The 25,547-nt window shown below is 66.9% G+C and carries 24 protein-coding genes; 13 read left to right on the top strand and 11 right to left on the bottom strand.

What is annotated here, in order from left to right:
* Positions 1-97 precede the first annotated feature (97 nt).
* Genes OLX02_RS11730 through OLX02_RS11740 form a run of 3 tightly spaced genes read right to left on the bottom strand, consistent with a single transcriptional unit; the run spans position 98 to position 2,333 of the window.
* On the bottom strand, positions 98-562 hold the full coding sequence (locus OLX02_RS11730; protein ID WP_264423038.1) for a TadE/TadG family type IV pilus assembly protein: 465 nt from the start codon (positions 560-562) through the stop codon (positions 98-100).
* The gene (locus OLX02_RS11735; protein WP_264423040.1) at positions 559-1,020 is read right to left on the bottom strand and encodes a TadE/TadG family type IV pilus assembly protein; all 462 of its coding nucleotides are present in this window, start codon (positions 1,018-1,020) and stop codon (positions 559-561) included. The genes OLX02_RS11730 and OLX02_RS11735 overlap by 4 nt, the downstream gene beginning before the upstream one ends.
* The gene (locus OLX02_RS11740) at positions 1,017-2,333 is read right to left on the bottom strand and encodes a TadE/TadG family type IV pilus assembly protein (RefSeq protein WP_264423042.1); all 1,317 of its coding nucleotides are present in this window, start codon (positions 2,331-2,333) and stop codon (positions 1,017-1,019) included. The genes OLX02_RS11735 and OLX02_RS11740 overlap by 4 nt, the downstream gene beginning before the upstream one ends.
* Positions 2,334-2,493: 160 nt before the next feature.
* Between OLX02_RS11740 and OLX02_RS11745 the strand changes: the two genes are divergently transcribed.
* Together OLX02_RS11745 and OLX02_RS11750 are read left to right on the top strand one after the other, a co-directional pair.
* A complete protein-coding gene (locus tag OLX02_RS11745) occupies positions 2,494-3,120 on the top strand; it encodes a hypothetical protein (protein ID WP_264423044.1) in 627 nt (208 codons plus the stop codon).
* Positions 3,121-3,209: 89 nt separating this feature from the next.
* A complete protein-coding gene (locus OLX02_RS11750; protein WP_264423045.1) occupies positions 3,210-3,680 on the top strand; it encodes a hypothetical protein in 471 nt (156 codons plus the stop codon).
* A gap of 43 nt (positions 3,681-3,723) precedes the next feature.
* Here OLX02_RS11750 and trmFO read toward each other — a convergent pair whose 3' ends face one another.
* Positions 3,724-5,094 (bottom strand): methylenetetrahydrofolate--tRNA-(uracil(54)-C(5))-methyltransferase (FADH(2)-oxidizing) TrmFO, encoded by a 1,371-nt coding sequence (trmFO, locus tag OLX02_RS11755; RefSeq protein ID WP_264423047.1) that lies wholly within the window; start codon positions 5,092-5,094, stop codon positions 3,724-3,726.
* Between the two features lie 78 nt (positions 5,095-5,172).
* Between trmFO and OLX02_RS11760 the strand changes: the two genes are divergently transcribed.
* Positions 5,173-5,829, top strand: coding sequence for a lysoplasmalogenase (locus OLX02_RS11760; protein ID WP_264423049.1), 657 nt, complete (start codon positions 5,173-5,175; stop codon positions 5,827-5,829).
* A 9-nt stretch (positions 5,830-5,838) separates the two neighbouring features.
* On the opposite strand, the gene OLX02_RS11765 is transcribed toward OLX02_RS11760, so the two are convergent.
* Positions 5,839-6,192 (bottom strand): DUF952 domain-containing protein, encoded by a 354-nt coding sequence (locus OLX02_RS11765; RefSeq protein ID WP_264423051.1) that lies wholly within the window; start codon positions 6,190-6,192, stop codon positions 5,839-5,841.
* On the bottom strand, positions 6,189-8,951 hold the full coding sequence (gene gyrA, locus OLX02_RS11770) for a DNA gyrase subunit A (RefSeq protein WP_264423053.1): 2,763 nt from the start codon (positions 8,949-8,951) through the stop codon (positions 6,189-6,191). The genes OLX02_RS11765 and gyrA overlap by 4 nt, the downstream gene beginning before the upstream one ends.
* Positions 8,952-9,261: 310 nt before the next feature.
* On the opposite strand from gyrA, the gene OLX02_RS11775 reads away from it, so the two are divergent.
* Positions 9,262-10,584 carry a hypothetical protein gene (locus tag OLX02_RS11775; RefSeq protein ID WP_264423055.1) on the top strand — a complete coding sequence of 441 codons (1,323 nt, stop codon included), beginning with the start codon at positions 9,262-9,264 and terminating at the stop codon, positions 10,582-10,584.
* Between the two features lie 105 nt (positions 10,585-10,689).
* Here the strand turns inward: OLX02_RS11775 and OLX02_RS11780 are convergent, their stop codons facing one another.
* Complete coding sequence (locus OLX02_RS11780; protein WP_264423057.1) at positions 10,690-11,343, bottom strand: carbonic anhydrase; 654 nt, start codon at positions 11,341-11,343, stop codon at positions 10,690-10,692.
* Positions 11,344-11,408: 65 nt separating this feature from the next.
* Here OLX02_RS11780 and lipA point away from each other — a divergent pair, with 65 nt between their 5' ends.
* Together lipA and OLX02_RS11790 are read left to right on the top strand one after the other, a co-directional pair.
* Positions 11,409-12,368, top strand: coding sequence for a lipoyl synthase (gene lipA, locus OLX02_RS11785; RefSeq protein ID WP_264423058.1), 960 nt, complete (start codon positions 11,409-11,411; stop codon positions 12,366-12,368).
* A 7-nt stretch (positions 12,369-12,375) separates the two neighbouring features.
* Positions 12,376-12,822: a type II toxin-antitoxin system RatA family toxin gene (locus OLX02_RS11790; protein WP_264423060.1), complete on the top strand. Its 447-nt coding sequence runs from the start codon at positions 12,376-12,378 to the stop codon at positions 12,820-12,822.
* A 16-nt stretch (positions 12,823-12,838) separates the two neighbouring features.
* Here the strand turns inward: OLX02_RS11790 and OLX02_RS11795 are convergent, their stop codons facing one another.
* Genes OLX02_RS11795 through OLX02_RS11805 form a run of 3 tightly spaced genes read right to left on the bottom strand, consistent with a single transcriptional unit; the run spans position 12,839 to position 15,108 of the window.
* Positions 12,839-13,360: a CinA family protein gene (locus OLX02_RS11795; RefSeq protein ID WP_264423062.1), complete on the bottom strand. Its 522-nt coding sequence runs from the start codon at positions 13,358-13,360 to the stop codon at positions 12,839-12,841.
* A 15-nt stretch (positions 13,361-13,375) separates the two neighbouring features.
* Positions 13,376-13,915 carry a hypothetical protein gene (locus tag OLX02_RS11800; protein ID WP_264423064.1) on the bottom strand — a complete coding sequence of 180 codons (540 nt, stop codon included), beginning with the start codon at positions 13,913-13,915 and terminating at the stop codon, positions 13,376-13,378.
* On the bottom strand, positions 13,912-15,108 hold the full coding sequence (locus tag OLX02_RS11805; protein WP_264423066.1) for a bifunctional 2-C-methyl-D-erythritol 4-phosphate cytidylyltransferase/2-C-methyl-D-erythritol 2,4-cyclodiphosphate synthase: 1,197 nt from the start codon (positions 15,106-15,108) through the stop codon (positions 13,912-13,914). Before OLX02_RS11805 ends, OLX02_RS11800 begins: the two co-directional genes overlap by 4 nt.
* 109 nt (positions 15,109-15,217) lie before the next feature.
* On the opposite strand from OLX02_RS11805, the gene dusB reads away from it, so the two are divergent.
* The 7 genes from dusB to hflX all read left to right on the top strand — a co-directional run bounded on the left by dusB (position 15,218) and on the right by hflX (position 24,756).
* Entirely contained in the window at positions 15,218-16,255 is a 1,038-nt protein-coding gene (gene dusB, locus OLX02_RS11810; RefSeq protein ID WP_264423068.1) for a tRNA dihydrouridine synthase DusB, read from the top strand.
* Between the two features lie 10 nt (positions 16,256-16,265).
* A complete protein-coding gene (locus OLX02_RS11815) occupies positions 16,266-17,420 on the top strand; it encodes a two-component system sensor histidine kinase NtrB (protein ID WP_264423070.1) in 1,155 nt (384 codons plus the stop codon).
* A complete protein-coding gene (locus tag OLX02_RS11820; RefSeq protein WP_264423072.1) occupies positions 17,417-18,850 on the top strand; it encodes a sigma-54-dependent transcriptional regulator in 1,434 nt (477 codons plus the stop codon). The genes OLX02_RS11815 and OLX02_RS11820 overlap by 4 nt, the downstream gene beginning before the upstream one ends.
* A 95-nt stretch (positions 18,851-18,945) precedes the next feature.
* Positions 18,946-21,180: an ATP-binding protein gene (locus tag OLX02_RS11825; protein WP_264423074.1), complete on the top strand. Its 2,235-nt coding sequence runs from the start codon at positions 18,946-18,948 to the stop codon at positions 21,178-21,180.
* 23 nt (positions 21,181-21,203) lie between these two features.
* Positions 21,204-22,589, top strand: a complete 1,386-nt coding sequence (locus tag OLX02_RS11830) for a sigma-54-dependent transcriptional regulator (protein WP_264423076.1) — start codon at positions 21,204-21,206, stop codon at positions 22,587-22,589.
* Between the two features lie 222 nt (positions 22,590-22,811).
* Entirely contained in the window at positions 22,812-23,396 is a 585-nt protein-coding gene (gene hfq, locus OLX02_RS11835) for an RNA chaperone Hfq (protein ID WP_264423077.1), read from the top strand.
* A 10-nt stretch (positions 23,397-23,406) separates the two neighbouring features.
* Positions 23,407-24,756, top strand: coding sequence for a GTPase HflX (gene hflX, locus OLX02_RS11840; protein WP_264423079.1), 1,350 nt, complete (start codon positions 23,407-23,409; stop codon positions 24,754-24,756).
* Here hflX and mazG read toward each other — a convergent pair.
* A complete protein-coding gene (mazG, locus tag OLX02_RS11845) occupies positions 24,743-25,516 on the bottom strand; it encodes a nucleoside triphosphate pyrophosphohydrolase (protein ID WP_264423276.1) in 774 nt (257 codons plus the stop codon). The two genes, hflX and mazG, sit on opposite strands and share 14 nt — an antisense overlap.
* Positions 25,517-25,547: the final 31 nt, after the last annotated feature.

Raw genomic sequence — 25,547 nt, forward strand, 5'->3', positions numbered from 1 at the left:
CTGCTTCGGGAAAAATCCGGTGAATCCGCTTGGTTAATTTCTGATTTCGGACACACGCGGAACGTCCCGAAGTCCGGCATCAGGCGGCGGCCAATGGTTAAGTGCCGGCCGCCTTGATGAAGATCGCGCGCTTGTATTTCACGGTGAAGTTCACCGTCTGGGGGAAGACCCACACCGGCGCGGCAAAGCTCAGGTTCATGGTATATTCGGTGGCGCCCGTCACCCGCTGCGGACTGGCCTGCGCGACCGTGGCGGTCAGCGCTGCCGCTTTCAGGAAATAGGGGCGCGAAGTCGCCGTGGCGAGCGCGAGGTCGCGCATCTGCGCGGCGCTCAGGGTATTGCCCGCCTGGTTCTGCACCGTCACCTTGCGCTGCACGTCCGCCGCCGCGCTCGCCAGCGCGCTATAGGCCTGCATCACCATGGAGAACTGGAACACGGCGATCATCATCAGCACGAACAGCGGCCCCAGCAGCGCGAACTCGATCGCGGCAGTGCCCCCGCGCGAGCGGACGAGCCGGCGGGCGAAAGCGCGCGCGAAGGGGAGGCGGGCCGGGCGCCTCATGAAAGCTGGATGGTCCGCTTGAGAGTCATGGTCGAAGCCTTGCCCACGCCGAACTTGGTCCAGAACGGGGTGAAGGTGTCGGTCACGCTCACCTGGAGATACTTGGAAATCTCGCCGGTCACCGAACAATATCCCGGCAGCGACACGTATGTGGTATCGGTGCCGCAACGATAGACCGTGACGATCGCGATGTTCGCCACCGGAACGCTCGTGGTGGCCGAGATGATGCTTTTCAGCGTGGCGATCTTGGCATCGGTATCGGGGCTGGCCGCAAGCACGATCTGCACGCTTTCGCTGATCGACGCCTGCACGGCCGTCCGCCGCGCCACCATGCGCGTCACGTCCACCGTGCCCAGGCCCATCAGCGCCAGCAGCGGTGCGATGAAGGCGAACTCCACCACCACCGAGCCTTCGCCCGTGCCGGCCAGATGGCCCAGAAGGCGGCGCAGCCGGATCACGCGACCAGGATCACCTTGGGCGCGTCGGTGCCCACCGCAGTGCTGGTCTGCAGGCCCGGCGGGCAGAAGCTGGTCATGTTAACGTTGCCCTGGATCGAGATCATGTTGGCCGTGATCTGCAGGCAGCGGCTGGTCACGCGCGCGGTGCCGCCAAAGCTCATCGTGCTCTTGGGCAGGTAGATCGTGCCGTTGATGACCGAATCCGAGGTGCCGTTCAGCGTGGAGACGTTGCCCGCGCTGTTGCGGTCCTCCATGATCAGCATCCCTTCCAGCGCATTGGCCTGGCTGCTGCTCAGGCCCGATGCCAGCAGCTGCGCATTGGTCATCGCCGTCAGGTTCAGCGCCGCACCGCCGTTGATCTTGAAGTTGGCGCCGTTCTTCAGCACGATCATCACGCCGTTGGCGGTCACCACGTCCTGCGCGCGAATGGTGAAAGTGCCGCCATTGATCACATAGATGCCGGGGTTCATCACCGTGTTGCACGCGGTGCTGATCGACGTGTAGTTCCCCGGATTGATCGTCGCCGTCGTGACGCCGCCCGATTTCACGCAGGTATTGGCCGATCCGGTGGCCGTGGTCGTCGGCGCCGTCAGCGACTTGAACGGGTCGGACAGCGTGGTCATGTATTCCTTCACCACGTCGTCGGTATGCGTGTCGAACCAGTCGTCGATGCCGCCCGCCGCCATCAGGTAGTTCACGTCGATGGTCGGGTTGCCCGAAACGCGGATGGAATTGGTCGAATTGGACAGCGCGGCCAGTCCGCAGCCCGATTTCAGCACCGCGCTACCGCCGATGGTGATCGCGCCGTCGGCGGTCGGGTTGGTGGCGATGATGCAGCTGGTATAAGTCGCGCCCTTGGCGAAGCTCGCCTGCGCGGACACTTTCACCGTGGTGGACTTGCCCGTGACGAAGCCGAAGAAGGGCAGGGTGCGGGTGGCGGTCGCCGTAACCAGAATGGCGTTGGACGTGCCGCCGTTGTAGTTCACCAGCGCAACCGTGGGCGTCGCAGAGAAGGTCTTGGTGACCGCCAGGTTGGCGGTGTATTCCTGCTGGGCGTGCGTGGCATAGACATCCTTGACGATACCCTTCGCCAGCGACCACGCCCCGCCGATCGCCCCCTGGTCCGCCGCGTATTGCATCTCGCGCTTCCACAGGAACCATTGCGAGGTATCGATCGCGAATCCGGCGGCAGAAACCAGCACCGGCGTTGCCACCGCCATCAGCACGGTGGCATTTCCGCGGGTCGAACGGGCCAGTCGCTTGATGCTCACGGCGCGGCCAAGTGCCTTGCCGGAAAGGGATTTCCCGATCATGGAGCGAAACTTGCCGAGCATTTTCCCTGAGCCTTGCTTTGTTCAATGCGGTCGGGCCAGACTTTTGCCGTCCGTACCGTTACGGTTCGATAGTTAGGTTTTATCCAATCAACGGCGTTAAATTGCGGTTACCACCACGCAGGAAGTTTCAGTTTCCCCTATGTCCAGCCCAGAGAACCGCGCCATTCCGCGCGCTTTGCCCCCTCGTGAACACGCCCGCGCGCTGCTGACCCCGGTGGAGCGGCTCGCGGTGGCCTATGCCCCGGCCGCCGTGCGCGACTTGTGGACCGGACTGCTCGCGCTCGAACACCGGCTGGCCGATGCCGCCAGGGAAGGGCGCGATCCGATCATGATCCAGCTGCGCCTGGCATGGTGGCGCGACCGTTTCGATGCGCCCGCTGTCACGTGGCCCAAGGGCGAGCCACTGCTCGCGCTGCTGGCCCCGTGGGAGGCCGAACGCACCGCGCTGCGCGGTCTGGTCGATGGCTGGGAAGCGAAGAACGTGGGCGAGGATGGCGGCACCGAACTGGCGCGCACCCGGGTCGAGGCCTTGGCCGCGCTTGCCCGCCTCGCCGGCGTGGCGGAAAGGCACCAGCCTGCGTTACGTGACGCGGCGGGCGAATGGCACGGCACCGTTCCCGTTACGGCACGCACCGCGCCGCGCCTTCCGCGCAGCCTGCGCCCGCTGGTGATCCTGCGCGGGCTGGCGCTGCGGGAACGCGCGGGGCAGGCAGCGCCGCTGCGCCAGTTCGCCGCGCTGCTGCGGCTCGGCCTGCTGGGGCGGTGATCCGCTAAAATGGTGGGACTTCTACCTACCCGGCGGGCCGGCGTGCGATAGTATCGGCCGCCTCGCCAGGGGAAGGGGAAGGCTGCGCGGTGAACCGGATACTGATAGGTGCGCTCACCGCGCTGCTGCTTGTCGCGGCGGGGGTGTTCTGGTGGGAAGGCCGTGCCGCCACCGAACGCGCCGCCCCGGCGCCGTCGCTCGCGCTGGCCCCTGCGACCGAGAGCGCGGACGAGGAGGAATTGCCAGAGGCAGACCCCGGAGAAGCGGTCGGCCCCGCGCTGCCGCAGGCGAGCGAACAGAGCCGCGAACAGCGCCGCTTCGACCGGCTCGACAAGGACCGTGACAGCCGCATCACGCGTAACGAGATGCTCAGCCCCCGCGTGAAGGATTTTCGCAAGCTCGACGTAGACGGCAACAACCTCCTCACGTTCGAGGAGTGGGCCGCCACGTCGTCCAACCGCTTCAAGGCCGCCGACGCCAATGGCGATCTCTGGCTCAGCCGCGACGAATACGCCACGACCAAGGCCAAGGCGAAAAAGCCCGCCTGCAAGTGCCGCTAGCGCGCGGTCGGGTGAGGTCGGGTGCCCTTAGGTGCCGTTCAGGTCAGGGCAGGGCGGGCAGCCATTCCGCCAGGTCCGCCTTGCCCCGCGCGGTGTAGGCTTCCTTCCGCGACTTCTTCTTCACGGATGCGTCAACCGGCGGGAAAAGCCCGAAATTCACGTTCATCGGCTGATAGCTTTCGGCCTCCGCATCGCCTGTGATGTGCGACAGCAGCGCGCCCAGCGCGGTCGTGCGCGGCGGCGGCGTCCACTCCCGCCCGGCCACTTGCGCCGCCGTCATCAGGCCGGCCAGCATCCCCACCGAGGCGCTTTCGACGTAACCTTCGCATCCGGTGATCTGCCCGGCGAAACGGATGTGATCGGCGCTTTTCAGCCGCAGCTGCCGGTCGAGCAGCGTGGGCGAATTGAGGAAGGTGTTGCGGTGCAGCCCGCCCAGCCGCGCGAACTCGGCGTTCTCAAGTCCCGGAATTGTCCGGAAAATCCGCACCTGCTCGGCGTGCTTCAGCTTGGTCTGGAAGCCCACCATGTTCCACAGCGTGCCCAGCTTGTTGTCCTGCCGCAGCTGCACCACGGCATAGGGCCAGCGCCCTTGGGGAAACTCGGGACTGGCGGTGTGCGGATTGTCCAGCCCCACCGGCTTCATCGGCCCGAACCGCAGCGTGTCCTCCCCGCGTGAGGCCATCACCTCGACGGGCATACAGCCTTCAAAATACGGCGTATTTTCTTCCCACTCGCGGAACTCGGTCTTGTCCCCGTCGAGCAGCGCCTGCCGGAAGGCGACGTATTCGTCCTTCGTCATCGGGCAGTTGATATAGTCCCGCCCGTCGCCGCCCATGGCCAACGACGCCTCGGCGCCCTTGTCCCACCGGCTCGCCATCCACGCCACGTCCATGTTGATGGAATCGCGGTAGACGATGGGGGCGATGGCATCGAAGAAAGCCAGCGAATCCGCGCCCGTGGCCCCGCCGATGCTGGTCGCCAGCGCCGGAGCCGTCAGCGGCCCGGTGGCGACGATGGTCAGCCCGGCTTCAGGCAGCACGTCCACCCGCTCGCGCACGATCTCCAGCGTGGGCAGCGCGGCCAGCGCTTCCTCCACGGCGGCGGAAAACACTTCGCGATCGACGGCCAGCGCCGATCCGGCGGGCACCCGCGCCTTTTCGGCCGCGGTCATCAGCAGGCTGTCGCAGCAGCGCATCTCGTAGTGGAGCAAGCCCACCGCGTTCTTCTCGTCGTCGTCCGACCGGAACGAGTTGGAGCAGACCAGTTCGGCAAGGCCGGCACCCTGATGCGCCGGCGTCATGTCGCCGCCGCCGCGCATTTCCGAAAGCCGCACCCGGATCCCGCGCTTGGCAAGCTGCCACGCCGCTTCGCTCCCGGCCATGCCGCCGCCGATGATGTGTACCTGATGATCCATAGAGCCGCGCAATGGCATTGCATGGCAGGCGCGGCAACCCCATGAGGGGGCACGGGCACACCAGGCGAGGGGGGACGAATGCCGAAACGCGCGCTGGCCGAACGCAGGCCCTGGCTGGTGGCGAGCCTTGCCCTCGGCATCAGCTACTGGCTGCTCGATCACACACGGGTGCCGGGGATCTACGAAATCCTGTGGAAGGGCGGCGGCGTCGCTTTTCTTGCTGCCTATGCCTGGGCGCACCATCCGGCGAAGGACGCGCACCGCATTGCGGCGGTGATGGCGCTGGGCGCGATCGGCGACATGGTGCTGGAAATCGACTTCACCGGCGGCGCGCTAGCGTTCCTGCTCGGCCATCTCGCCGCCATCGCGCTCTATGTCCGCAACCGCCGCACCCACCCCAGCGCAAGCCAGAAGGCGCTGGGCGTGGCGACGTTGATCGGGGTGCCGCTGATTTCCTGGGGGCTGAGCGGATCGCCGCAAGTGGCGCTCTATGCGCTCGGGCTGGGCGGCATGGCGGCGGCCGCGTGGCTCAGCGCCTTCCCGCGCTACCGCGTCGGCCTGGGCGCGATGCTGTTCGCTGCCTCGGACCTGCTGATCTTCGCGCGGATGGGACCGCTCGCGGCCAGCCCCCTCCCGGGACTGCTGATCTGGCCGCTCTACTACTTCGGGCAGGTGATGATCTGCACCGGCGTGATCGGCGCGCTCAAGGCGCGCGGCGCTTTCCGGGCGGAGTAGGCGGCTTTCTCAGCCCGCCACCGGCAACACGATCGCACCGTTCTCGTCGCGGCGCAGCGGGCCATAGGCAATGGCGGCGTTCAGCGGGAGGTCGGCGTAGATGTGCGGAAACAGCTGACCGCCGCGCGAAGGCTCCCACTTCACCGCGTCACCCAGCACGTCGAGATCGACCGTCACGATATGCAGATCGTCCTGCCCGGCGAAATGCTTGTCCACCGTCTCGGCCAGCTGGGCGGCGGTCGAGAGGTGGATATAGCCATCCGCGAGGTCGACCGGCGCGCCCTTGAACGTGCCGGCTTCCTCCAGCTCCACCATCTGCGGAGCCGTCAGAACCTTGTAGGCGACCTGCGGTTGTTCGCTCATTCGCTACCTTCGTCCGTGACAGCGTCCGGGCCGGCGTCCGCGCCGGCATCCGTCACGACATCCGTGACGGCATCTTCCGCGCCATCATCTGCAAGACGCACGGCACTGACCACATGTTCCTCGCCGGAGACGTTGAACAGGCGCACGCCCGCAGAACCGCGGCCGATCACGCGCAGCGAAGCCAGCGGCAGGCGGATCAGCTTGGCCTGGTCGGTGACGAGCACGAGCTGGTCGGCCTGAACGGCCGGGAAGCTTGCCACCACCGGGCCGTTGCGCCCGATGTTGTCGATGTTGGTGATGCCCTGTCCGCCGCGACCGGTGCGGCGATATTCGTAGGCCGACGAAAGCTTGCCATAGCCGTTGGCGCAGACGGTCAGGATGAACTGTTCCTTCGCCGCCAGCTCGGCATAGCGGTCCGCGCTCATCACGGGCTCGCCTTCCTTCTCCGCCTTCCACGGGGCAAAGCGCAGGTAATCCTCGCGCTCGTCCTGATCCTTCACACCCACGCGGTGGAGGATCGACAGCGAGATCACCTCGTCGCCATCCTTCAGCGTCATGCCGCGCACGCCGGTTGAGGTCCGGCTCTGGAACTCGCGCACGTCGTCCGCCGGGAAGCGGATCGCCTTGCCGCCGCGGCTTGCCAGCAGCACGTCGTCGCCTTCGGACAGCAGCGCCACGCCGATCAGCCGGTCCTCGCTGCCTTCATCGAAGCGCATCGCGAACTTGCCGTTCGACGGGATATTGGCGAACAGGTCCATCGCGTTGCGGCGCACGTTGCCCTTGGCGGTGGCGAACATGACGTGGAGCTTGCCCCACTCGCCTTCGTCCTCGGGCAGCGGCAGCACGGCGGCGATCGTCTCGTCCTTGTCGAGCGCGGGCAGCAGGTTGACCACCGGGCGGCCGCGCGTGGCCGGCCCGCCTTCGGGCAGGCGCCACACCTTGAGGCGATAGACCTTGCCGGCGGTGGAGAAGAACAGCACCGGAGTGTGGGTGCTGGCGATGAACATCGTGCCGACGGCATCCTCTTCCTTCGTGGCCATGCCCGAGCGGCCCTTGCCGCCGCGTGCCTGTGCGCGGAAGGTCGAAAGCGGGGTGCGCTTGATATAGCCGTCGAGAGTCACGGTCACGACCATGTCCTCGCGCTCGATCAGGTCCTCGTCGTCGATGCCGTCTGCCGCCGGGGCGATCTGCGACACGCGCGGCGTGGCATAGGTGTCGCGCACCTGGACCAGTTCCTGCCGCATCACGTCATAGAGCTTCACCCGGTCGCCGAGGATGGCGAGGTATTCCTCGATCGCCTTGGCCAGCACGCCCAGTTCGTCGCCGATCTCGTCGCGGCCCAGCGCCGTCAGGCGATGCAGGCGCAGGTCGAGGATCGCGCGGACCTGCGTTTCGGACAGCTTGTAGGGCTTGCCCGAGCCGTCGTCGGCATCGTTCTCGATCGCTTCGACCAGTCGCAGGTAGGGCGCGATTTCGCCCACCGGCCATTCGCGCGCCAGCAGCGCGGCGCGCGCGACCACCGGGTTGGGCGAGCCGCGCACGATCCGCACCACTTCGTCCAGATTGGTCACCGCCACGACGAGGCCGAGCAAGATGTGCGCCCGGTCGCGCGCCTTGTTCAGCTCGAACTTGGTGCGGCGGGTGATCACTTCCTCGCGGAAGCCCACGAAGGATTCGATGATGTCCTTGAGGGTCAGCGTTTCCGGACGGCCGCCGCGGATGGCGAGCATGTTGGCCGGGAAGTTCGACTGCGCCGGCGTGTTGCGCCAGAGCTGGTTGAGCACGACTTCGGGCGTGGCATCGCGCTTGAGGTCGATGACCACGCGCACGCCTTCGCGGTTGGATTCGTCGCGGATGTCGGAAACGCCCTCGATCCGCTTGTCCTTGGCGGCTTCGGCGATTTTCTCGACCAGCCCCGACTTGCCGACCTGGTATGGGATCGAGGTCAACACGATCGAACGGCGATCGCCGCGACCTTCCTCGATCTTGTGCTTGGCCCGCATGATGATCGAGCCGCGACCTTCATGATAGGCCTTGCGCGCCCCGGCGGTGCCCAGGATCAGCGGCGCAGTGGGGAAATCGGGTCCGGGAATGATCTCGATCAGCTCGTCGATCGAGATCAGCGGGTTGTCCATGTAGGCAAGGCAGCCGTCGATCACTTCGCCCAGGTTGTGGGGCGGGATGTTGGTCGCCATGCCCACGGCGATGCCGCCGGCGCCATTGACCAGCAGGTTGGGGAAGCGCGCGGGCAGCACCGAAGGTTCGGAGCGCGAACCGTCGTAGTTGTCGACGAAATCGACGGTATCCTTGTCGAGATCGTCGAGCAGGAAGTTGCTGACGCGGGCAAGGCGCGCCTCGGTGTAACGCATCGAGGCCGGATCGTCCGGGTCCATCGAGCCGAAGTTGCCCTGGCCATCGACCAGCGGCACGCGCATCGACCAATCCTGCGCCATGCGGACGAGCGCGAAGTAGATCGCGCTGTCGCCATGCGGGTGGTAGTTGCCCATGACGTCGCCGACGATCTTGGCGCACTTGCGATAGGGCCGGCCGGCGACGAAGCCGCCTTCCTGGCAGGCAAACAGGATGCGGCGGTGAACCGGCTTCAACCCGTCGCGCACATCGGGCAGCGCGCGCGACACGATCACGCTCATCGCGTAATCGAGGTAGCTGGTCTTCATCTCGTCGACGATGTCGATCCGCTGGAATTCAGGTTCTCCGCCGGGGGCGGGGGGATCGATGATCTGGGTGTCGTCGCTCACGTTTTTCTGGCTTTTCGCTTATGATGTACCGGAGTGCATCCGGCCCTAGGCCATCTGAACGGGCAAGGCCAGCAATCCGCAGGCAAACAGCGGGTTTCCGGGCCAGTTTTCCACATATGCGGCAGGTTGCCTGAACGGCGGGACAAACCGCCGTTCAAAGCGGGTTCACCCGCCCACCTTTAGAAGCCGACCCCGTTGCAAAGGGTGCAATTCCGCGCCACTAGCGCAGGCGACCATGGTGAGAGGACGCAGGCCGCCGGGGGCATCCCCGCGGGCAGACCGGGTCCGGGTCGAACAGGAGAATTTGAAGATGCGGGGTTCTTTCGGGAATTTTGGCAAGACGACCGTGGCACGCGCGGCCCTGGCTCTTGCGCTGGCGACCGGGATCGCGGCTGGCGGGCTGGTTGCGGCACCGGCCGTGGCCAAGGAAGCCAAGGGTGGCGGCAACTCCAAGGAATTCGTGACCGCAGCCGGTCCGTTCCAGGCGGCGCTGAACAACGTGCAGGCGATGAAGGGCAAGTCCTCGGACGCCGAGGTCAAGGCCGCGGCGCAGGCGCTCGTGCCGCAGCTTGCGACCGTCGAAGCCGGGGTGAAGACCCCGTCCGACCGCCTGATCTTCGGTCAGTGGCAGCAGACCATCGGCGGCATCGCCGGTGACGCCTCGCTGACCCAGAAGGGCCTCCAGAACATGCTCGACAGCGGCCAGCTGCCGGCGGACAAGGTCAGCCTGGTCCAGTTCTTCCTCGGCGCCACGGCCTATCAGTCGAAGGACTATGCCACCGCCGCGAAGGTGCTCCAGCCGGTCGTCGCCGCCAACTACAGCGACAACGTCGCCGCAGAGATGCTGGCGGAAAGCCTTGCGCAGCAGGGCAATCCCAAGGGCGGGCTCGACGCGCTGAAGACCGCCATCGCCGCACGCAAGGCGGCCGGCGGCGAAGTGCCGCAGGACTGGTACACCCGCGCCAACCGCATCGCCTATTCGGCCAAGCTCGGCGCGGAAACGTCCGAATGGGCCACGCTGATGGTGCAGGCCTTCCCGACCCCCATCAACTGGCTGGGCGCCACGCAGCTGGTGCGCAACGCCAGCAGCTACACCAACCAGGAAACGCTCGACATGGGCCGCCTGATGGACCGTACGGGCGCGCTCAAGACCGACCCCAAGTACACCGAGCGTGAGTTCGTGGATTACATCCAGGCTGCCGACCCGCGTCGTCTGCCGGGCGAAGTGGTCCGCATCGGTGAGGCCGGCGTGGCCGCCGGCGCGCTCAAGACGAGCGACACCTTCGTGAGCGATGCGATGAGCCAGGCGCGCGGTCGTATCGCAGCGGACAAGGCTTCGCTGCCCGCGCTTGGCAAGGACGCCGCTTCGGCGCCCACCGGCGTGACCGCGCTGGCCGCCGCCGATGCCTACCTCTCCTATGGCGAATCCGCCAAGGCCGAGGAATTCTACAAGACGGCGCTCGCCAAGGGCGGCATCGACAAGGACCGCGCGCTGACCCGCCTCGGCATCGCACAGTCCGACCAGGCCAAGTATGCCGATGCCAAGGCCTCGTTCGCCCAGGTCACCGGCCTGCGCGCCTCGATGGCCAAGCTGTGGTCGATCTACGTCGACCAGAAGGCGGCGGGCAAGTAAGCCTGCCACGACTTTCCCGGACGGGAAAAGGAAAGGGCGGCCCCGCGAAGGGCCGCCCTTTTCGATTCGGTCACCGCTGCGGCTCGGCGCGGCGGGGAAGGGGGATTACTCGACCGGGCTGAAGTCGCCGGTGTCCTCGTCCAGAACGTGCAGCAGCCCGTCCGAGATGGCGAAGAACGCGCCGCGCAGCTTGAGCTGGCCCGCGCGCTCCTTGCTGCGGACGCACGGGAAGGTGCGCAGGTTCTGCAGGCTGACCTTGACGGCGGCCTGTTCCATCGCGCGTTCGGCCACGCGGCCGGTGGTGCCATGCTCATGCGCGACAGGTTCGCGCGCCGCGTCGAGCAGGCCGATCCAGTCGGCGATGAAGCCGCCTTCGCCCGGCTCAGCGCCCTTGAGGTCCTGCGTCAGCGCGGCCTTGCAGCCGCCGCACATCCCGTGGCCCATGACCACGATTTCCTTGACCTTGAGCACCTGCACCGCGAATTCCAGCGCCGCGGACACGCCGTGGTGGCCGGGATTGGTCTCGAACGGGGGGACCATCGCCGCCACGTTCCGCACGACGAACATCTCGCCCGGATCGGTGTCGAAGATCTGCGCCGGATCGACGCGGCTGTCCGAACAGGCGATCACCATCACCTGCGGCTCCTGACTCTCTCGCAGCTGTTGCCAGCGTTCGAGGCGGGGGGTCCAGCCATGTTCACGGAATCGGCGGTAGCCGGCGATGAGCTGCGAAAGCTCGGGGGATGTCGCGTCTGCCATGACAGCGCTAATGTGCGCTTCGATTGAGACTTTCAAGTGCGACGCGATGAGCCTATCTGGGCGCCATGACCGAAGTCGCTCCCCAGACCGCCGCCCAGAACGCCGCTATCGAGACTCGTCCCACCCGCCAGCGCAAGCCCGACTGGATCCGGGTGAAGGCGCCGACGAGCAAAGGCTATGGCGAAACGCGGGCCCTGATGCGCGGCCTCGGCCTCAACACCGTGTGCGAGGAAGCCGCCTGCCCCAACATCGGCGAGTGCTGGACCAAGAAGCACGCGACGGTGATGATCCTGGGCGACGTGTGCACGCGCGCCTGCGCCTTCTGCAACGTCAAGACCGGCATGCCGCGCGCCGTCGATCCGCTGGAGCCCGGCCACGTTGCCGAAGCCGCGGCGAAGATGGGGCTTGAGCACATCGTCATCACCTCGGTCGACCGCGACGACCTGCCCGACGGCGGCGCAAGCCAGTTCGTCAAGGTGATCCGCGCGCTGCGCGAGCAGACCCCGAACACCACGATCGAGATCCTGACGCCCGACTTCCGCAACAAGATGGAAGCCGCGGTCGAGTCGATCGTCGAAGCCGGGCCTGACGTCTACAACCACAATCTCGAAACCGTCCCCCGGCTCTACCCCACGATCCGCCCCGGCGCGCGGTATTACGCGTCGCTGCGCCTGCTGGAGCACGTCAAGCGGCTCGACCCGCGCATCTTCACCAAGTCCGGCGTGATGCTGGGGCTGGGCGAGGAGCGGCTCGAAGTGCACCAGGTGATGGACGACATGCGTTCGGCGCAGATCGATTTCCTCACCATGGGCCAGTATCTCCAGCCCACGCCCAGGCATGCCAAGGTGATGGAATTCGTCACGCCCAAGGCTTTCGACGCCTATGGCGCGATCGCGCGGGCCAAGGGGTTCCTCCAGGTGGCGGCCAGCCCGCTGACCCGGTCGAGCTATCACGCCGGCGACGATTTCAAGCAGATGCGCGCGGCCCGCGAGGCACAGCTCGCCAAGGCAGCCTCCAAGGGCTGACCCCGCCGTGCCGCATATTGCAGAACAGCGCCGTATGCCGTGGTCGGCAGAACAGATGTTCGACCTTGTGGCCGATGTGAAGCGCTACGCCGAATTCCTGCCCTGGGTGGTGGCCACGCGGATCAAGTCCGACAGCGAGGGCGAGATGATCGCCGATATGCTGGTCGGCTTCAACGCGCTGCGCGAGAAGTTCACGTCGCGCGTGCGCAAGGACCGCCCGCACGAGATCGTCGTCGAATACCTCGACGGTCCGATGAAAAGCCTGTCGAACAGCTGGAAGTTCGCGCCGGATGGCACCGGCGGCTGCGTGATCGACTTCTGCGTCGATTTCACCTTCCGCTCCGCCATCTTCGAAAAGCTGGCCGGGCAATACCTCGACCGCGCCTTTCGCAAGATGGTGACCGCGTTCGAGACGCGCGCGGAAAAGCTCTACGGCCTTCCGCAGACGACCTGACGGTCGCCCGCCGGCACTATTCCGCGTCGGTTACCGGCGGCAGCAGCAGTTCGAGCGCGCAGAGGGTGGCCTCGCGCCGCACTTGCGCGCGGGTCTGCGCGCCCTCGAAGAACTTCATCTCGGCATTGACCGCTTCCGGATCCTCGCCACGTTCGGCACGGGCAAACACCACGGTGCCCACCGGCTTGTTGTCGGACCCGCCGCCGGGACCGGCAACACCTGTGATCGCAACGGCCACATCGGCGCCCGAGAGCCGTAGCGCCCCCTGCGCCATCGACCAGGCCACGGCCACCGAAACCGCGCCAAACGTGTCGATCACGTCCATCGAAACGCCGAGCAGTTCGTGCTTGGCCTCGTTCGAGTAGGTGACGAAACCGCGATCGAGCACGGAGGAGCTGCCCGCAATCTCGGTCAGCGCGGCTGAAACCAGTCCGCCGGTGCAGCTTTCCGCCACCGCGACCTTGCGGCCGAGCGCGGCGTTTTCCTCGACCACGCGGCGCGCGAGTTCGGCGATGTCGGCGGGAAGGAGATGATCCATGGCTGGCTCTTTACGTCAGTTGGCGGGGCAAAGCGGCAGGTCGGACTTCTTGCCCGGCTTGGGCTTGTCGGCCATTGCGAGGATAAAAGTGAGCAGTTCCGCGGTGTTTTCCGGCGGCAGGGGAGAGAGCAGGCGGGTCGCCCGCTCGATGGCGACGCACTGGTCCGCCTTGATCCCCTCGGTCACCATCTGCGCCACCATGGCTTCGGCGAAGGGCTGGAGCGCGCTGTCGGGCAGCATCGCAATGGTGTCCTTCATCCGGTCGTCCCTGCCGTCACCGATCTTGAGCAGCGCGGCCTTGGCCATCGGCCACGAGCCGGGCTTGCGCACGGAGTAGCGCTCGACCAGCGCCGGCCCCTGCGTGGCGAAGTATCCTTGCGCCGAAAGGTTGGGGCGGCAGGTCTTGATCGCGCTGTCCATCACCACCGGGAGGGCATAGGTGACCATGGCGGTCAGTTCCGGCTGGGTGAGGCAATTCTGTGCCTGTGCCGCCTGCGCGCCGGTCATGCCCAGCAACGCGGCGCCGAGCGCAAGCTTGCGAAGGTTCTTTCTCATACCCGTTCTCCAAGCCCCGCTTTTTCAAGCCCTTTGGGGACAACGCTCGCCACCGCCTGCGCCGCAATGCCTTCGCCACGCCCGGTCAGACCAAGCCTTTCCGTGGTCGTTGCCTTCACGCTCACGCGGTCCGCGTCAACGCCCATGATGGCTGCCAGCCGTTCACGCATCGCCGCCTTGTGCGGACCGATCTTCGGAGCCTCGCAGATAATGGTTACGTCCACGTTGGCGATGTCGAAACCGCCCGCACGCACCAGCGAAACCGCGTGGGCCAGGAAACGATCCGAAGACGCGCCTTTCCACTGCGGGTCGGACGGGGGGAAGTGGTCGCCGATGTCACCCGCCGCGACCGCGCCGAGCAGCGCATCCACCAGCGCATGGATCGCGACGTCGGCGTCGCTGTGCCCGGACAGGCCCTTGCTGTGCGGCACCTTGATCCCGCAAAGCCAAAGGTCTTCGTCCTCGACCAGCCGATGCACGTCGAATCCCATGCCGGTGCGGGGCAGTGCAAAGCTCACGTCATCCTCCTCGAGGTCCGATGCGAAAGTGACCTTGCGCAGCCTTTCGTCACCCTGAACCAGCGCGACGGCCAGGCCTGCGGCTTCCGCCACTTGCGCATCGTCGCCCGCATCGGGCGATCCCGGCCAGGCGCGGTGCGCTGCCAGGATGGCGCCAAAACGGAACGCCTGCGGGGTCTGCACGCGATAAAGTTCGTCGCGGCTCACCGCCGCGCTGCGCAGGCCGCCGGCGCCGCGCACCACGCTGTCCACCACCGGCAGGACCGGGATCGCGCCGGGCTGTTCGTCCAGCGCCGCCAGAAGCCCGGCAATGACGTGTGCGGGCAGGTCGGGCCGCGCGGCATCGTGGATCAGCACCGCACCGGGCGCGTGGGGGCCAAGGCTTTCCAGCGCCGCGCGCACCGAAAGCTGGCGCGTCGCGCCGCCATGGACGAACGCCACGCCCGGCACGCCGGCCAGCACGCGGGCGGCTTCCTCGTCCCATCCTTCGGGAATCGCCACCACGATCGGCGCCGCGCCGGCCTTGGCCAGCGCCTCCACCGAATGGCGCAGCAGCGGCTTGCCGCGCCAGCGCGCGAACTGCTTGGGCACGGTGCCGCCCGCGCGCAGCCCTTTGCCGGCCGCGACGACGACAGCCGCGATAGGGGCGCCGGTTGTGGGGAGGGGCGGTGTCATGCCGGCGCGCCTCTACCAGCGTCTCGCGGGGGCAGGCAAGCGGACAAACCTTGCCCCCAATGGGACATTGGCGTAAGGGCTGCCTGTTTTTTAGGCAGTATCTCTCCCGATGACCCAGACTCCCGTTCCCCCCCGGCTGGCGCCGCTCACCGTCGGTCCCGTTGCCGTCGGATGCCCGGTGGTTCTCGCACCGATGACCGGCGTGACGGACATGCCGTTCCGCACGATGGTGCGCCGCTACGGTTCGGGGCTGAACGTCACCGAGATGATCGCCAGCCCGGCCGCGATCCGCGAGACGCGCCAGTCCATCCAGAAGGCGGCGTGGCATCCGATGGAGGAGCCGGTCTCGATGCAGCTGGTCGGCTGCGAGCCGGCACAGATGGGCGAGGCCGCGAAGCTCCAGGAAGACCGCGGCGCCGCCATCATCGACATCAACATGGGCTGCCCGGTGCGCAAGGTGGTGAACGGCGATGCCGGTTCGGCCCTGATGCGCGACATTCCGCTGGCCTCGGCGCTGATCGAGGCGACGGTGAAGGCCGTCTCGGTGCCCGTCACCGTCAAGATGCGGATGGGCTGGTGCCATGACAGCCTCAACGCGCCCGAACTCGCGCGCATCGCACAGGACATCGGCGCCAAGATGATCACCGTCCATGGCCGCACCCGCAACCAGATGTACAAGGGCAGCGCCGACTGGGCCTTCGTGCGGCGCGTGAAGGACGCCGTCGACATTCCGGTCATCGTCAATGGTGACATCTGCACCATCGACGATGTCGCCACCGCCATCGAACAGAGCGGCGCGGACGGCGTGATGATCGGTCGCGGCGCCTATGGCCGGCCCTGGCTGCTGGGGCAGGTCATGCATTGGCTGGAGACGGGCGAAGTGCGCCCCGATCCCACGCTGGCCGAACAATATGCGGTCATCGTAGAGCACTACAACGCGATGCTCGAGCATTATGGCACGATGACCGGGGTCAACATGGCGCGCAAGCACCTCGGCTGGTATACCAAGGGCCTGCCCGGTTCGGCCGAGTTCAGGAACCGCGTGAACTTCATCGACGATCCCAAGTCGGTGCTGGCCAATCTGGAAGCCTTCTATGGCCCGCTGCTCGACGCCGGCCATCCCGCCCCGCAACGTGCCGCCGCATGAGCCGGACCGCGTGAGCACAGCGGCCGAGCCGCGCAGGGCGGAAACGGCGCGTCCGGATCCCAAGCGCGTCGTGGCCAGCCTGCCGCTCGCCGTGTTCCTGCTCGCGCCCGACCTGACGGTCGCCTCGGTCAATCCCGCTGCCGAACAACTGGCCGGGCAGGGCGCGCGGCGTCTGGTCGGCCGGCGCGTGGACGAACTTTTCGCGTTCGATGAACCCCTGATCCTGGGCCGGCTGGCCGAAGGGGAAGCGCAGCTGTTTGCCCGCGACGCGCAAGTGCGCGTTTTTGGCCAGCCCGCCCGCCGGCTCGACGTCATGACGTCACCCGTCACCCATTCGCCCGGCTGGCAGCTGCTGCTGGTGCACGAGGCAATGGGCGTCGATGCGCTGTCGGGCGACGGCGGCGGGGCCGGCGCGGGGGAGGGCGTGGCCCTGCGCGCCCCCGAAGTGCTGGCGCACGAGATCAAGAACCCGCTCGCCGGCATTCGCGGGGCGGCGCAGTTGCTCGACCGCAAGCTGGAAGGCGCGGACAAGGCGCTGACCGGGCTCATCACCACCGAGGTCGACCGGATCGCCAAGCTGATCGACCAGATGCAGTCGCTTTCGCGCCGCAGCCAGGAACCGTCGGTCGAATGCAACCTGCACGAGGCGGTGCGCCACGCGCAGGCGATCATCACGGCCAGCAACCCCGGCGCGGTGACGATCGAGGAGGAGTTCGATCCCTCGCTGCCGCCGGTCATGGCCAATCCGGACGCGCTGGTGCAGGTCCTGCTCAACCTCATGACCAACGCGCGCGAGGCCTGCGAAGGGCGCAAGCCCGCACGGATCGCGGTGCGGACGCGCTTTGCGAGCGGAATCCAGCTGCACGCGGGGCCGGGCGGCAAGCCGCTGCGCCTGCCCATCGAACTGCGCGTCAGCGACAACGGCCCCGGCATCGCCCCCGCGCTGCGCGACCACATCTTCGAGCCGTTCGTCACCGCCAAGAAGAACGGGCAAGGGCTTGGCCTCGCTCTGGTGCAGAAGCTGGTGCGCGAAATGAACGGCCGCATCACGCACGACCGCGACGAGGCGACCGGCTGGACTCACTTCCGCCTGCACCTCCCCGTCGCCGGCTCGGTCAAGCCGGAGCACATGAAGCCAGAGCACAAGGACGCGCCGACGCCGTGAAACGCCACATCCTGCTCGTGGAAGACGACGCTTCGATCGCGATCGTCATCACCGCCGCGTTGGAAGCCGAGGGATTCGAGGTGGATCGCTGCGATTCGATCGCCGGCCGCGACCGCCTGCTCGCGCAGAAGGCGTTCGACCTGATGCTCACCGATGTCGTCCTGACCGACGGCGACGGCATCGAAAGCCTTGGCCGGGTGCGCGATTCCTACCCCCGGATGCAGGTCATCATCCTGTCCGCGCAGAACACGCTCGATACCGCCGTGCGCGCCAGCGATACCGGCGCCTTCGAATATTTCCCCAAGCCGTTCGATCTGGAGGAACTGGTCCGCACCGTGCGCCAGGCCATCGGCGCGGCAGACAGCGCGGACATGGCCGAAGGGCCGGAAGACGTGGCGCAAGGACTGCCGCTGGTCGGGCGCAGCCCGGCGATGCAGGCGGTCTACCGCATGATCACGCGCGTGCTGCGCAACGACCTGACGGTGCTGGTGCTGGGCGAATCCGGCACGGGCAAGGAGCTGGTGGCCGAAGCGATCCACCAGCTGGGCAAGCGCGCCAGCGGACCGTTCGTGGCCGTCAACACCGCCGCCATTCCCGCCGAGCTGATCGAGAGCGAGCTGTTCGGTCACGAGAAAGGCGCCTTCACCGGCGCGCACGCCCGCCACATCGGCAAGTTCGAACAGGCGAGCGGCGGCACGCTGTTCCTCGACGAAATCGGAGACATGCCGATGCAGGCGCAGACCCGCCTGCTGCGCGCGCTCCAGTCCGGCCGGATCCGGCGCGTGGGCGGAACCGAGGAAATCACGCTCGATTGCCGGATCATCGCGGCCACCAACCGCGATCTGGAGCCGATGATCGCCGCCGGGCAATTCCGCGAGGATCTCTATTACCGCATCGCGGTCGTGCCGATCGAACTCCCCCCGCTGCGCGAGCGCGCGGACGACATCGAGGCACTGTCGCGCCATTTCCTCGCGCGCGCCGCAAGCGAAGGCCTGCCCCGCCGCCAGCTTACCCCGGCCGGTGCCGCGCTGCTGGCCCGCCAGCCGTGGCGCGGCAACGTGCGCGAACTGCGCAACTTCATCTACCGGCTCGCGCTGCTGGCGCGTGACGACCTGATCGACGTGGCCACCATAGAGCCGCTGCTGGCCAGCGAAAGCGGCGTTGCGGCGCGGACCGAGGACGCGCCGGCATCGGCCGCCGATTTCGCCGCCGCGCTGTCGCACTGGCTGTCCGTGGCCAATCCCGCACCGGGCCGGCTCTATGACGAAGCACTGGCCGCGTTCGAGAAGCCGCTGCTGCTCCACGCGCTGGCGACGACAGGCGGCAACCAGCTGCGCGCGGCGCAGCTGCTGGGGATCAACCGCAACACCTTGCGCAAGCGGCTCGCCGAGCTGGACATCACGCCCGAAGACGCAGCCCCGCGTTCCTGACCACTTCGGCCGCGGAAACGACCGGGAACTTCTGCCGAAAGTCTCTTGCAATTTCGCAACAGGGGTGTTGTTGTAAGGCAACGATGGCTCTGGAGATGCGAAGTGAACCCCGGCGCTCGCCGCGATGGTGGCGCCGCCTGCTGGTCACGTTACGGCGGGCCAACGTCTTCCTTCTGCTTGAGATTACCGCGGCATCGCTGCTGGCGCTGACCATGTGGATCAGCTGGATGGCGGTGTCGTCCAACACCGCCGGCAACCAGTTGTTGCCCTCGCGCCTCACGTCCAGCCTGCTGATCGGCACGCTCGTGCCGGCGATGGCCTTGATCGTGCTGTTCGGGCGCCGGGCGGCGCTGCGCCGGGCGGCGCGCGGCGTGCTGGGCAGCAGCGGGCGGCTGCACGTGCGGCTCGTCTGGCTGTTCTCGCTGATCGCGGCCATCCCCACGCTGCTGGTGGTGGTCTTCGCGTCGCTGCTGTTCCAGTCGGGCGTGGAGTTCTGGTTTTCCGACAATTCGCGCGGGATGCTGGAAAACGCCAACAACCTCGCGCGCGGCTACTATGCCGACAAGCTGCGCGACGTCGGCAACGAGAGCGTGGCGATGGCGGGCGACCTGCGCGACTATATGGCGCAGGCGCCGATCACCAGCCAGGACTTCGCCGAAGGCTATTCGTGGCAGGTCATCAACCGCAAGCTCAACGAATCCGCGCTGATCGAGCGCGGGGCCGACGGCAGCTTGCGCACTGCCGCAATCGTCGATCCCAACTCCAACAACGATCGCCAGCGGGTGACGGCGGAAGAACTGCGCCGTATCGACGCGGGCGAAACGGTGGTCGTCAACGCCTCGGCCGAACGCATCGAGGCGGTCACGCCGGTAGACCGGACACGCGGCATCTTCCTCTACGTGGCGCGAAACTCAGACGCACTCGCGCTCAACCAATGGCAGCGCGCGCAGAGCGTGCTCAACGCCTACGACGTGCTCACCCGCCGCGCCCGCGCGCTCCAGCTGCGGTTCAACCTCGCCCTGTTCGGGATCAGCCTTTCGCTGGTCGCGCTGGCGGTGTGGGTGGCGCTGCGGTTCGCCGACCGGCAGGTGGCGCCGCTGGTCGAGCTGGTCTCGGCTGCCCGCAACGTCGGCAGCGGCAATTTCGCAATGCGCGTGGCGCAGGGCAGCGGCACCGACGAGGTTGGCCTGCTCGCCCGCGCCTTCAACCGCATGACCGCCCAGCTGGAAGGGCAGACACAGGCGCTGGTGAACGCCAATGCCCAGCTCGAAGTGCGCCGCGCCTTTATCGAAGCGGTGCTGGAATCGATCACCGCCGGCATCCTTTCGATCGACCGCCACGGTCACATCCGCCTGATCAACAGTTCGGCGCAAAAGCTGCTGCACGACCGGGATTCGCCGACGCTGGTGGGCACTATGCTGTCGGACGTAGCGCCCCAGCTGGCGCAGCTGGTGGCGACCGGTCAGGCCAGCGGCCTTGTCCACTATGCCAAGAACGGCGATCTGCTGACGCTGGCGGTGAAAGTCACGCACGATGCCAACGGCCACGTCGTCACGTTCGAGGACATTACGCGGCAATTGCTGGACCAGCGCCGCGCTGCCTGGTCGGACGTCGCGCGCCGCATCGCGCACGAGATCAAGAACCCGCTCACCCCGATCCAGCTCGCCACCGAGCGGCTCAAGCGCCGCTATCGCCGCCAGATCGAGACCGATCCCGAACTGTTCGAGGAACTGACCGCCACGATCATCCGGCAGGTGGGTGACCTGCGGAAGATGGTGGACGAGTTCTCGTCCTTCGCGCGGCTGCCCAAGCCGGTATTCCGCACCGAGGATGCCAGCGATCTCGTCCGGCAGGCGCTCTTCCTCCAGGAAGTCGCGCATACCGACATCGATTTCAGCTTCACCGGCGAGGGGCCGATGCCGATCGAGGCAGACCGCCACCAGTTCGGTCAGGCCATGACCAATGTGCTGAAAAACGCGGTCGAGGCAGTCGAACAACGGACCCGGGCCGAAGACATCGATTTTCGCGGGCGCATCGCCGTTACGCTGGGCGGTGACCGCACCAGCGTAACGGTGACGGTGTCGGACAACGGCATCGGCCTGCCCGCAGAGCGCGACCGCATCCTCGAACCGTACATGACCACGCGTGAAAAGGGCACCGGCCTCGGCCTCGCCATCGTCAACAAGATCGTCGAGGAACACGGCGGCGAGATGAATTTCACCTCCGTGCCGGAAGGGGGGACGCGCGTGACCATGCGCTTCGCCCGCGATCCGCTCGCCGCGCATCCCGGCGAAGCGGCCGACGCATCAATGCCGCACCAAGCCCCATGAACTGCAACCTTTAGGACCCCGCAATGGCACTCGACATCCTGATCGTCGACGATGAACGCGATATCCGCGAACTCGTGGCCGGCGTCCTCAGCGACGAAGGTTACGGCTGCCGCACCGCCGGCGACAGCACCGCGGCGCTGGCCGCGATCGACGAACGCCGGCCCAGCCTCGTTCTGCTCGACGTCTGGCTGCACGGCAGCCCGATGGACGGGCTGGAAGTGCTGGACGAGATCAAGAAGCGCGAGCCGGAACTGCCGGTGCTGATCTTTTCCGGGCACGGCAATATCGACACCGCCGTCTCGGCCATCAGCCGCGGCGCGATGGACTTCATCGAAAAGCCGTTCGAGGCGGAGCGCCTGCTGCTGCTGGTCGAGCGCGCGACCGAGACCGAGCGGCTGCGGCGCGAAAACCAGCAGTTGCGGCAGGGGTTCGTCACTGCGGACGAATTCACCGGCAACAGCTCGGCGGTCAACCAGGTGCGCGCCACGCTGAAGCGGGTCGCCAATACCGGCAGCCGGCTGCTCATCACCGGCCCGGCCGGTTCGGGCAAGGAAGTCGCCGCGCGGCTGCTCCATTCGTGGAGCCCGCGTGCGCAGAACGCCTTCGTCACGGTCAATTCGGCGCGGATCACCCCCGAACGCTTCGAGCAGGAACTGTTCGGCGAAGAGGCCGACGGCAAGCTGGTCCGCGCGGGCCTGCTGGAAATGGCCGATGGCGGTACGCTGTTCCTCGATGAAGTGGCCGATATGCCCCCATCCAGCCAGGCGCGCATACTGCGCGTCCTGACGGAGCAGTCCTTTGTCCGGGTCGGCGGGCACCGCCAGATCCGCGTGGATGTGCGCGTTGTCTCGTCCTCGTCACGCCCGCTGGAAAAGGAAATCGCCGACCGCAATTTCCGCGAGGATCTGTATTACCGGCTCAACGTCGTCCCGGTGAACATCCCCTCGCTGATCGAGCGCCGCGACGACATTCCCGCGCTGGTCGATCATTTCTTCACGCGCTACGCGACAGAGCAGGGCGTAACCCCGCCGGCCGTCACTCCCGAGGCGATGGCCGCGCTGCAAAGCTATGACTGGCCCGGCAACGTGCGCCAGCTGCGCAATGTGGTCGAACGCACGATCATTCTGGCGCCGCGCGAACGACTCCACCGGATCGAGGCTGACATGCTGCCTTCCGAGATCGTCAGCACCCAGCTCGGCGGGGATAGCAGCACCTCGGCGCTGATGGGGGTGCCCCTGCGCGAGGCGCGCGAGAACTTCGAGCGGGAATACCTCAAGGTGCAGATCCGGCGGTTTTCGGGCAACATTTCCAAGACTGCCAGCTTCATCGGCATGGAACGCTCGGCGCTGCACCGCAAACTCAAGCTGTTAGGCATGGCCGACCGGCGCGAGGACGAGGAAGACGCCTGACGCCTGACGCTCCCATCCGGGCCTGAAGCGCCGATCCGGACCGTTGCGGTCCGCCCTTTGCGGAACCCCTGGCCTAATTCCATGTTTACGGGCGAGGGATCGGGCAATACTATTGTCATCGAACCCGGCTGAAGTGGGTTCCGACCGGATTCGGGAGGAACTCGCCAGGCCAGATCGCGACGGCCCGGAAAAGGGCTGCGCCAATACGAAGGAGTCACGATAATGACCGGACGGACCCTCTCCGCGCGCCCGCGCGCCACGCCCGAAGCTGCACCCGAAGGCGAAACACCGCCCGTTGCAGCAGCCGCGCCGCCCGCTCCGACCGGAGGCAAGGGCCAGAACCTTCAGGACCTGTTCCTGAACCACCTGCGCAAGAACAAGATTCCCGTCACCATGTTCCTGGTGAAGGGCGTCAAGCTTCAGGGCATCGTGACCTGGTTCGACAATTTCTCGATCCTTCTGCGCCGCGACGGCCAGTCGCAGCTCGTCTACAAGCACGCGATCTCCACGATCATGCCGGGGCAGCAGCTTTCGGTCGCCCATTTCCAGGGCGGCAACGACGAAAACGCGCGCAAGCGCCTGCTCCAGGAAGTGTTCCTGTCGAGCGTGCGCGATGCCGGCGTTCAGGTGACGATGTTCCTCGTCAACGGCGTCATGCTCCAGGGCAAGGTCGCTGCCTATGACCTGTTCTGCATGCTGCTCGAGCGCGAGGGCTACGTCCAGCTTGCCTACAAGCACGCCGTTTCCACCATCCAGCCTGCCGGTCATGTCGATCTGTCGGGTGACTGGGATGGCGAGGGGGCCTGAGAACGGTTGAATGAGCACGTTTGAATTCGGGCGCAACGCGGAAGACCTTCAGGGTGAGGTCAGCCGCGGTGCGCGCGCCATCGTCGTCCTGCCCGATATCCGCAAGAAGGGCGGCGGCCTCGGCGAGGATGCCGACGTGCGGCTCGAGGAAGGCAAGGGCCTCGCCCGCGCCATCGGGATCGAGGTGGCGGACGCCTTCGTGCTCCCCATCCGCGCCGTCCGCCCGGCCACCCTCTTCGGCGAGGGCCAGGTCGAACGCATCGGCGTCGCCGTCGAGCAATCCGAGGCGGAACTGGTCATCGTCGACGGCTCGCTCTCCGCGATCCAGCAGCGCAACCTTGAAGAAAAACTCAAACGCAAAGTAATCGACCGCACCGGCCTGATTCTCGAAATTTTCGGCGAACGCGCCGCGACTGCCGAAGGGCGCCTTCAGGTGGAACTTGCCCACCTCGATTACCAGGCGGGCCGGCTCGTCCGTTCGTGGACCCACCTTGAGCGCCAGCGCGGCGGCTTCGGATTCCTGGGTGGACCGGGCGAAACCCAGATCGAGGCCGACCGGCGGATGATCCGCAGCCGCATGGCCAGACTGCGGCGCGAACTTGAACAAGTGCGGCGGACACGCGGGCTTCACCGCGAGCGGCGCCAGCGCGCGCCTTGGCCGATCATTGCGCTGGTCGGCTATACCAACGCCGGCAAATCCACGCTGTTCAACCGGCTCACCGGCGCAGACGTGATGGCCGAGGACCTGCTTTTCGCCACGCTCGACCCCACGATGCGCGCGATCCGGCTGCCCGGCGTCGAAAAGGCGATCCTGTCGGATACCGTCGGCTTCATTTCCGATCTTCCAACCCAGCTCGTCGCCGCGTTCCGCGCGACGCTCGAGGAAGTCACTGCTGCCGACGTCATCGTCCACGTCCGCGATATCTCCAACCCCGCCACCGCGCAGCAGAAGGCCGAAGTCGAGGAAATTCTCGCGGACCTGGGCGTGATCGGCGAGGAAGGCGCGTCGGTTCCGATCATCGAGGCGTGGAACAAGTGGGATCTCCTTTCGCCCGACGACCGCGCCATGCGGCGTGACCTGATCGCCCACGGTGTGCCGGATGTGCCCGTCGTGCCGATCTCCGCAGCGACGGGGGAAGGGGTGGCCGACCTGCTCGACCGACTGTCCGTGATGCTCACCGGCAGCGCGCAGGAACTGGAGCTGACGGTGCCTCTCAGTGACGGGCAGCGGCTCGCATGGCTTCATGCGCACGGCGATGTCTTGTCCGAACAGGAAGTGCAGAACGAGAACGGCCTGCCTAGCCTGCGTTTGACCGTGCGGCTCAGCCCCAAGGAACTCGGGCGCTTTACCCAGCTTTAGCAGCGCGTTCGGCGGCCTTGACCCGCTGCCAAAGCGCTTCCTGCTCAACGAGCGAAAGGCGGGCGAAACCCCCGCCGGCCAGCGCTTCCATCGCGCGGAACCGTCGCTCGAACTTCGCATTGGCGGCGCGCAGCGCGTCCTCCGGCGCAATGCCATGGCTGCGCACGACATTGACGGCGGAGAACAGAAGGTCGCCAGCCTCCTCCAGTCGTTCCGCATCCGTTCCTGCGGCGGCGAGTTCCTCCGCTTCTTCCGCCAACTTCTCCGCCGGCCCGGCCGTATCGGGCCAGTCGAAGCCCACGCGAGCCGCGCGCTTCTGCAACTTTTCGGCGCGCATCAATGCGGGAAGGGCCATGGCCACGCCGTCGAGCGCGCTGGTTGCGCCCTTGGCCGTGCGTTCGGCCTCCTTGGCGCGTTCCCAGCGCTCTTCGCGCGAATGGTCGCCGTGGTCCTGATCGCCAAAGATGTGCGGGTGACGTGCTTCCATCTTGTCGGCAATTGCTGCGGCCACGTCGGCAAACGCGAAATCACCGGATTCCTCAGCGATCCGGCAGTGAAACACGACCTGGAGCAGCAGGTCGCCAAGTTCCTCGCGCAGTGCGGACATGTCATCGCGCGCGATGGCGTCGGCGACTTCGTAGGCTTCCTCGATCGTGTACGGTGCGATCGTGGCGAACGTCTGCGCCTTGTCCCAGTCACAGCCACGTGCAGGATCGCGCAGAGTAGCCATGATCGTCAGAAGACGCGCGAGAGGGGTCATGTCCGGCAGGGCACCAGCAGCAGATTCGCGG

The organism is Novosphingobium sp. KCTC 2891 (genome assembly GCF_025938155.1).
In the GTDB taxonomy this organism is placed as follows: Bacteria; Pseudomonadota; Alphaproteobacteria; order Sphingomonadales; family Sphingomonadaceae; genus Novosphingobium.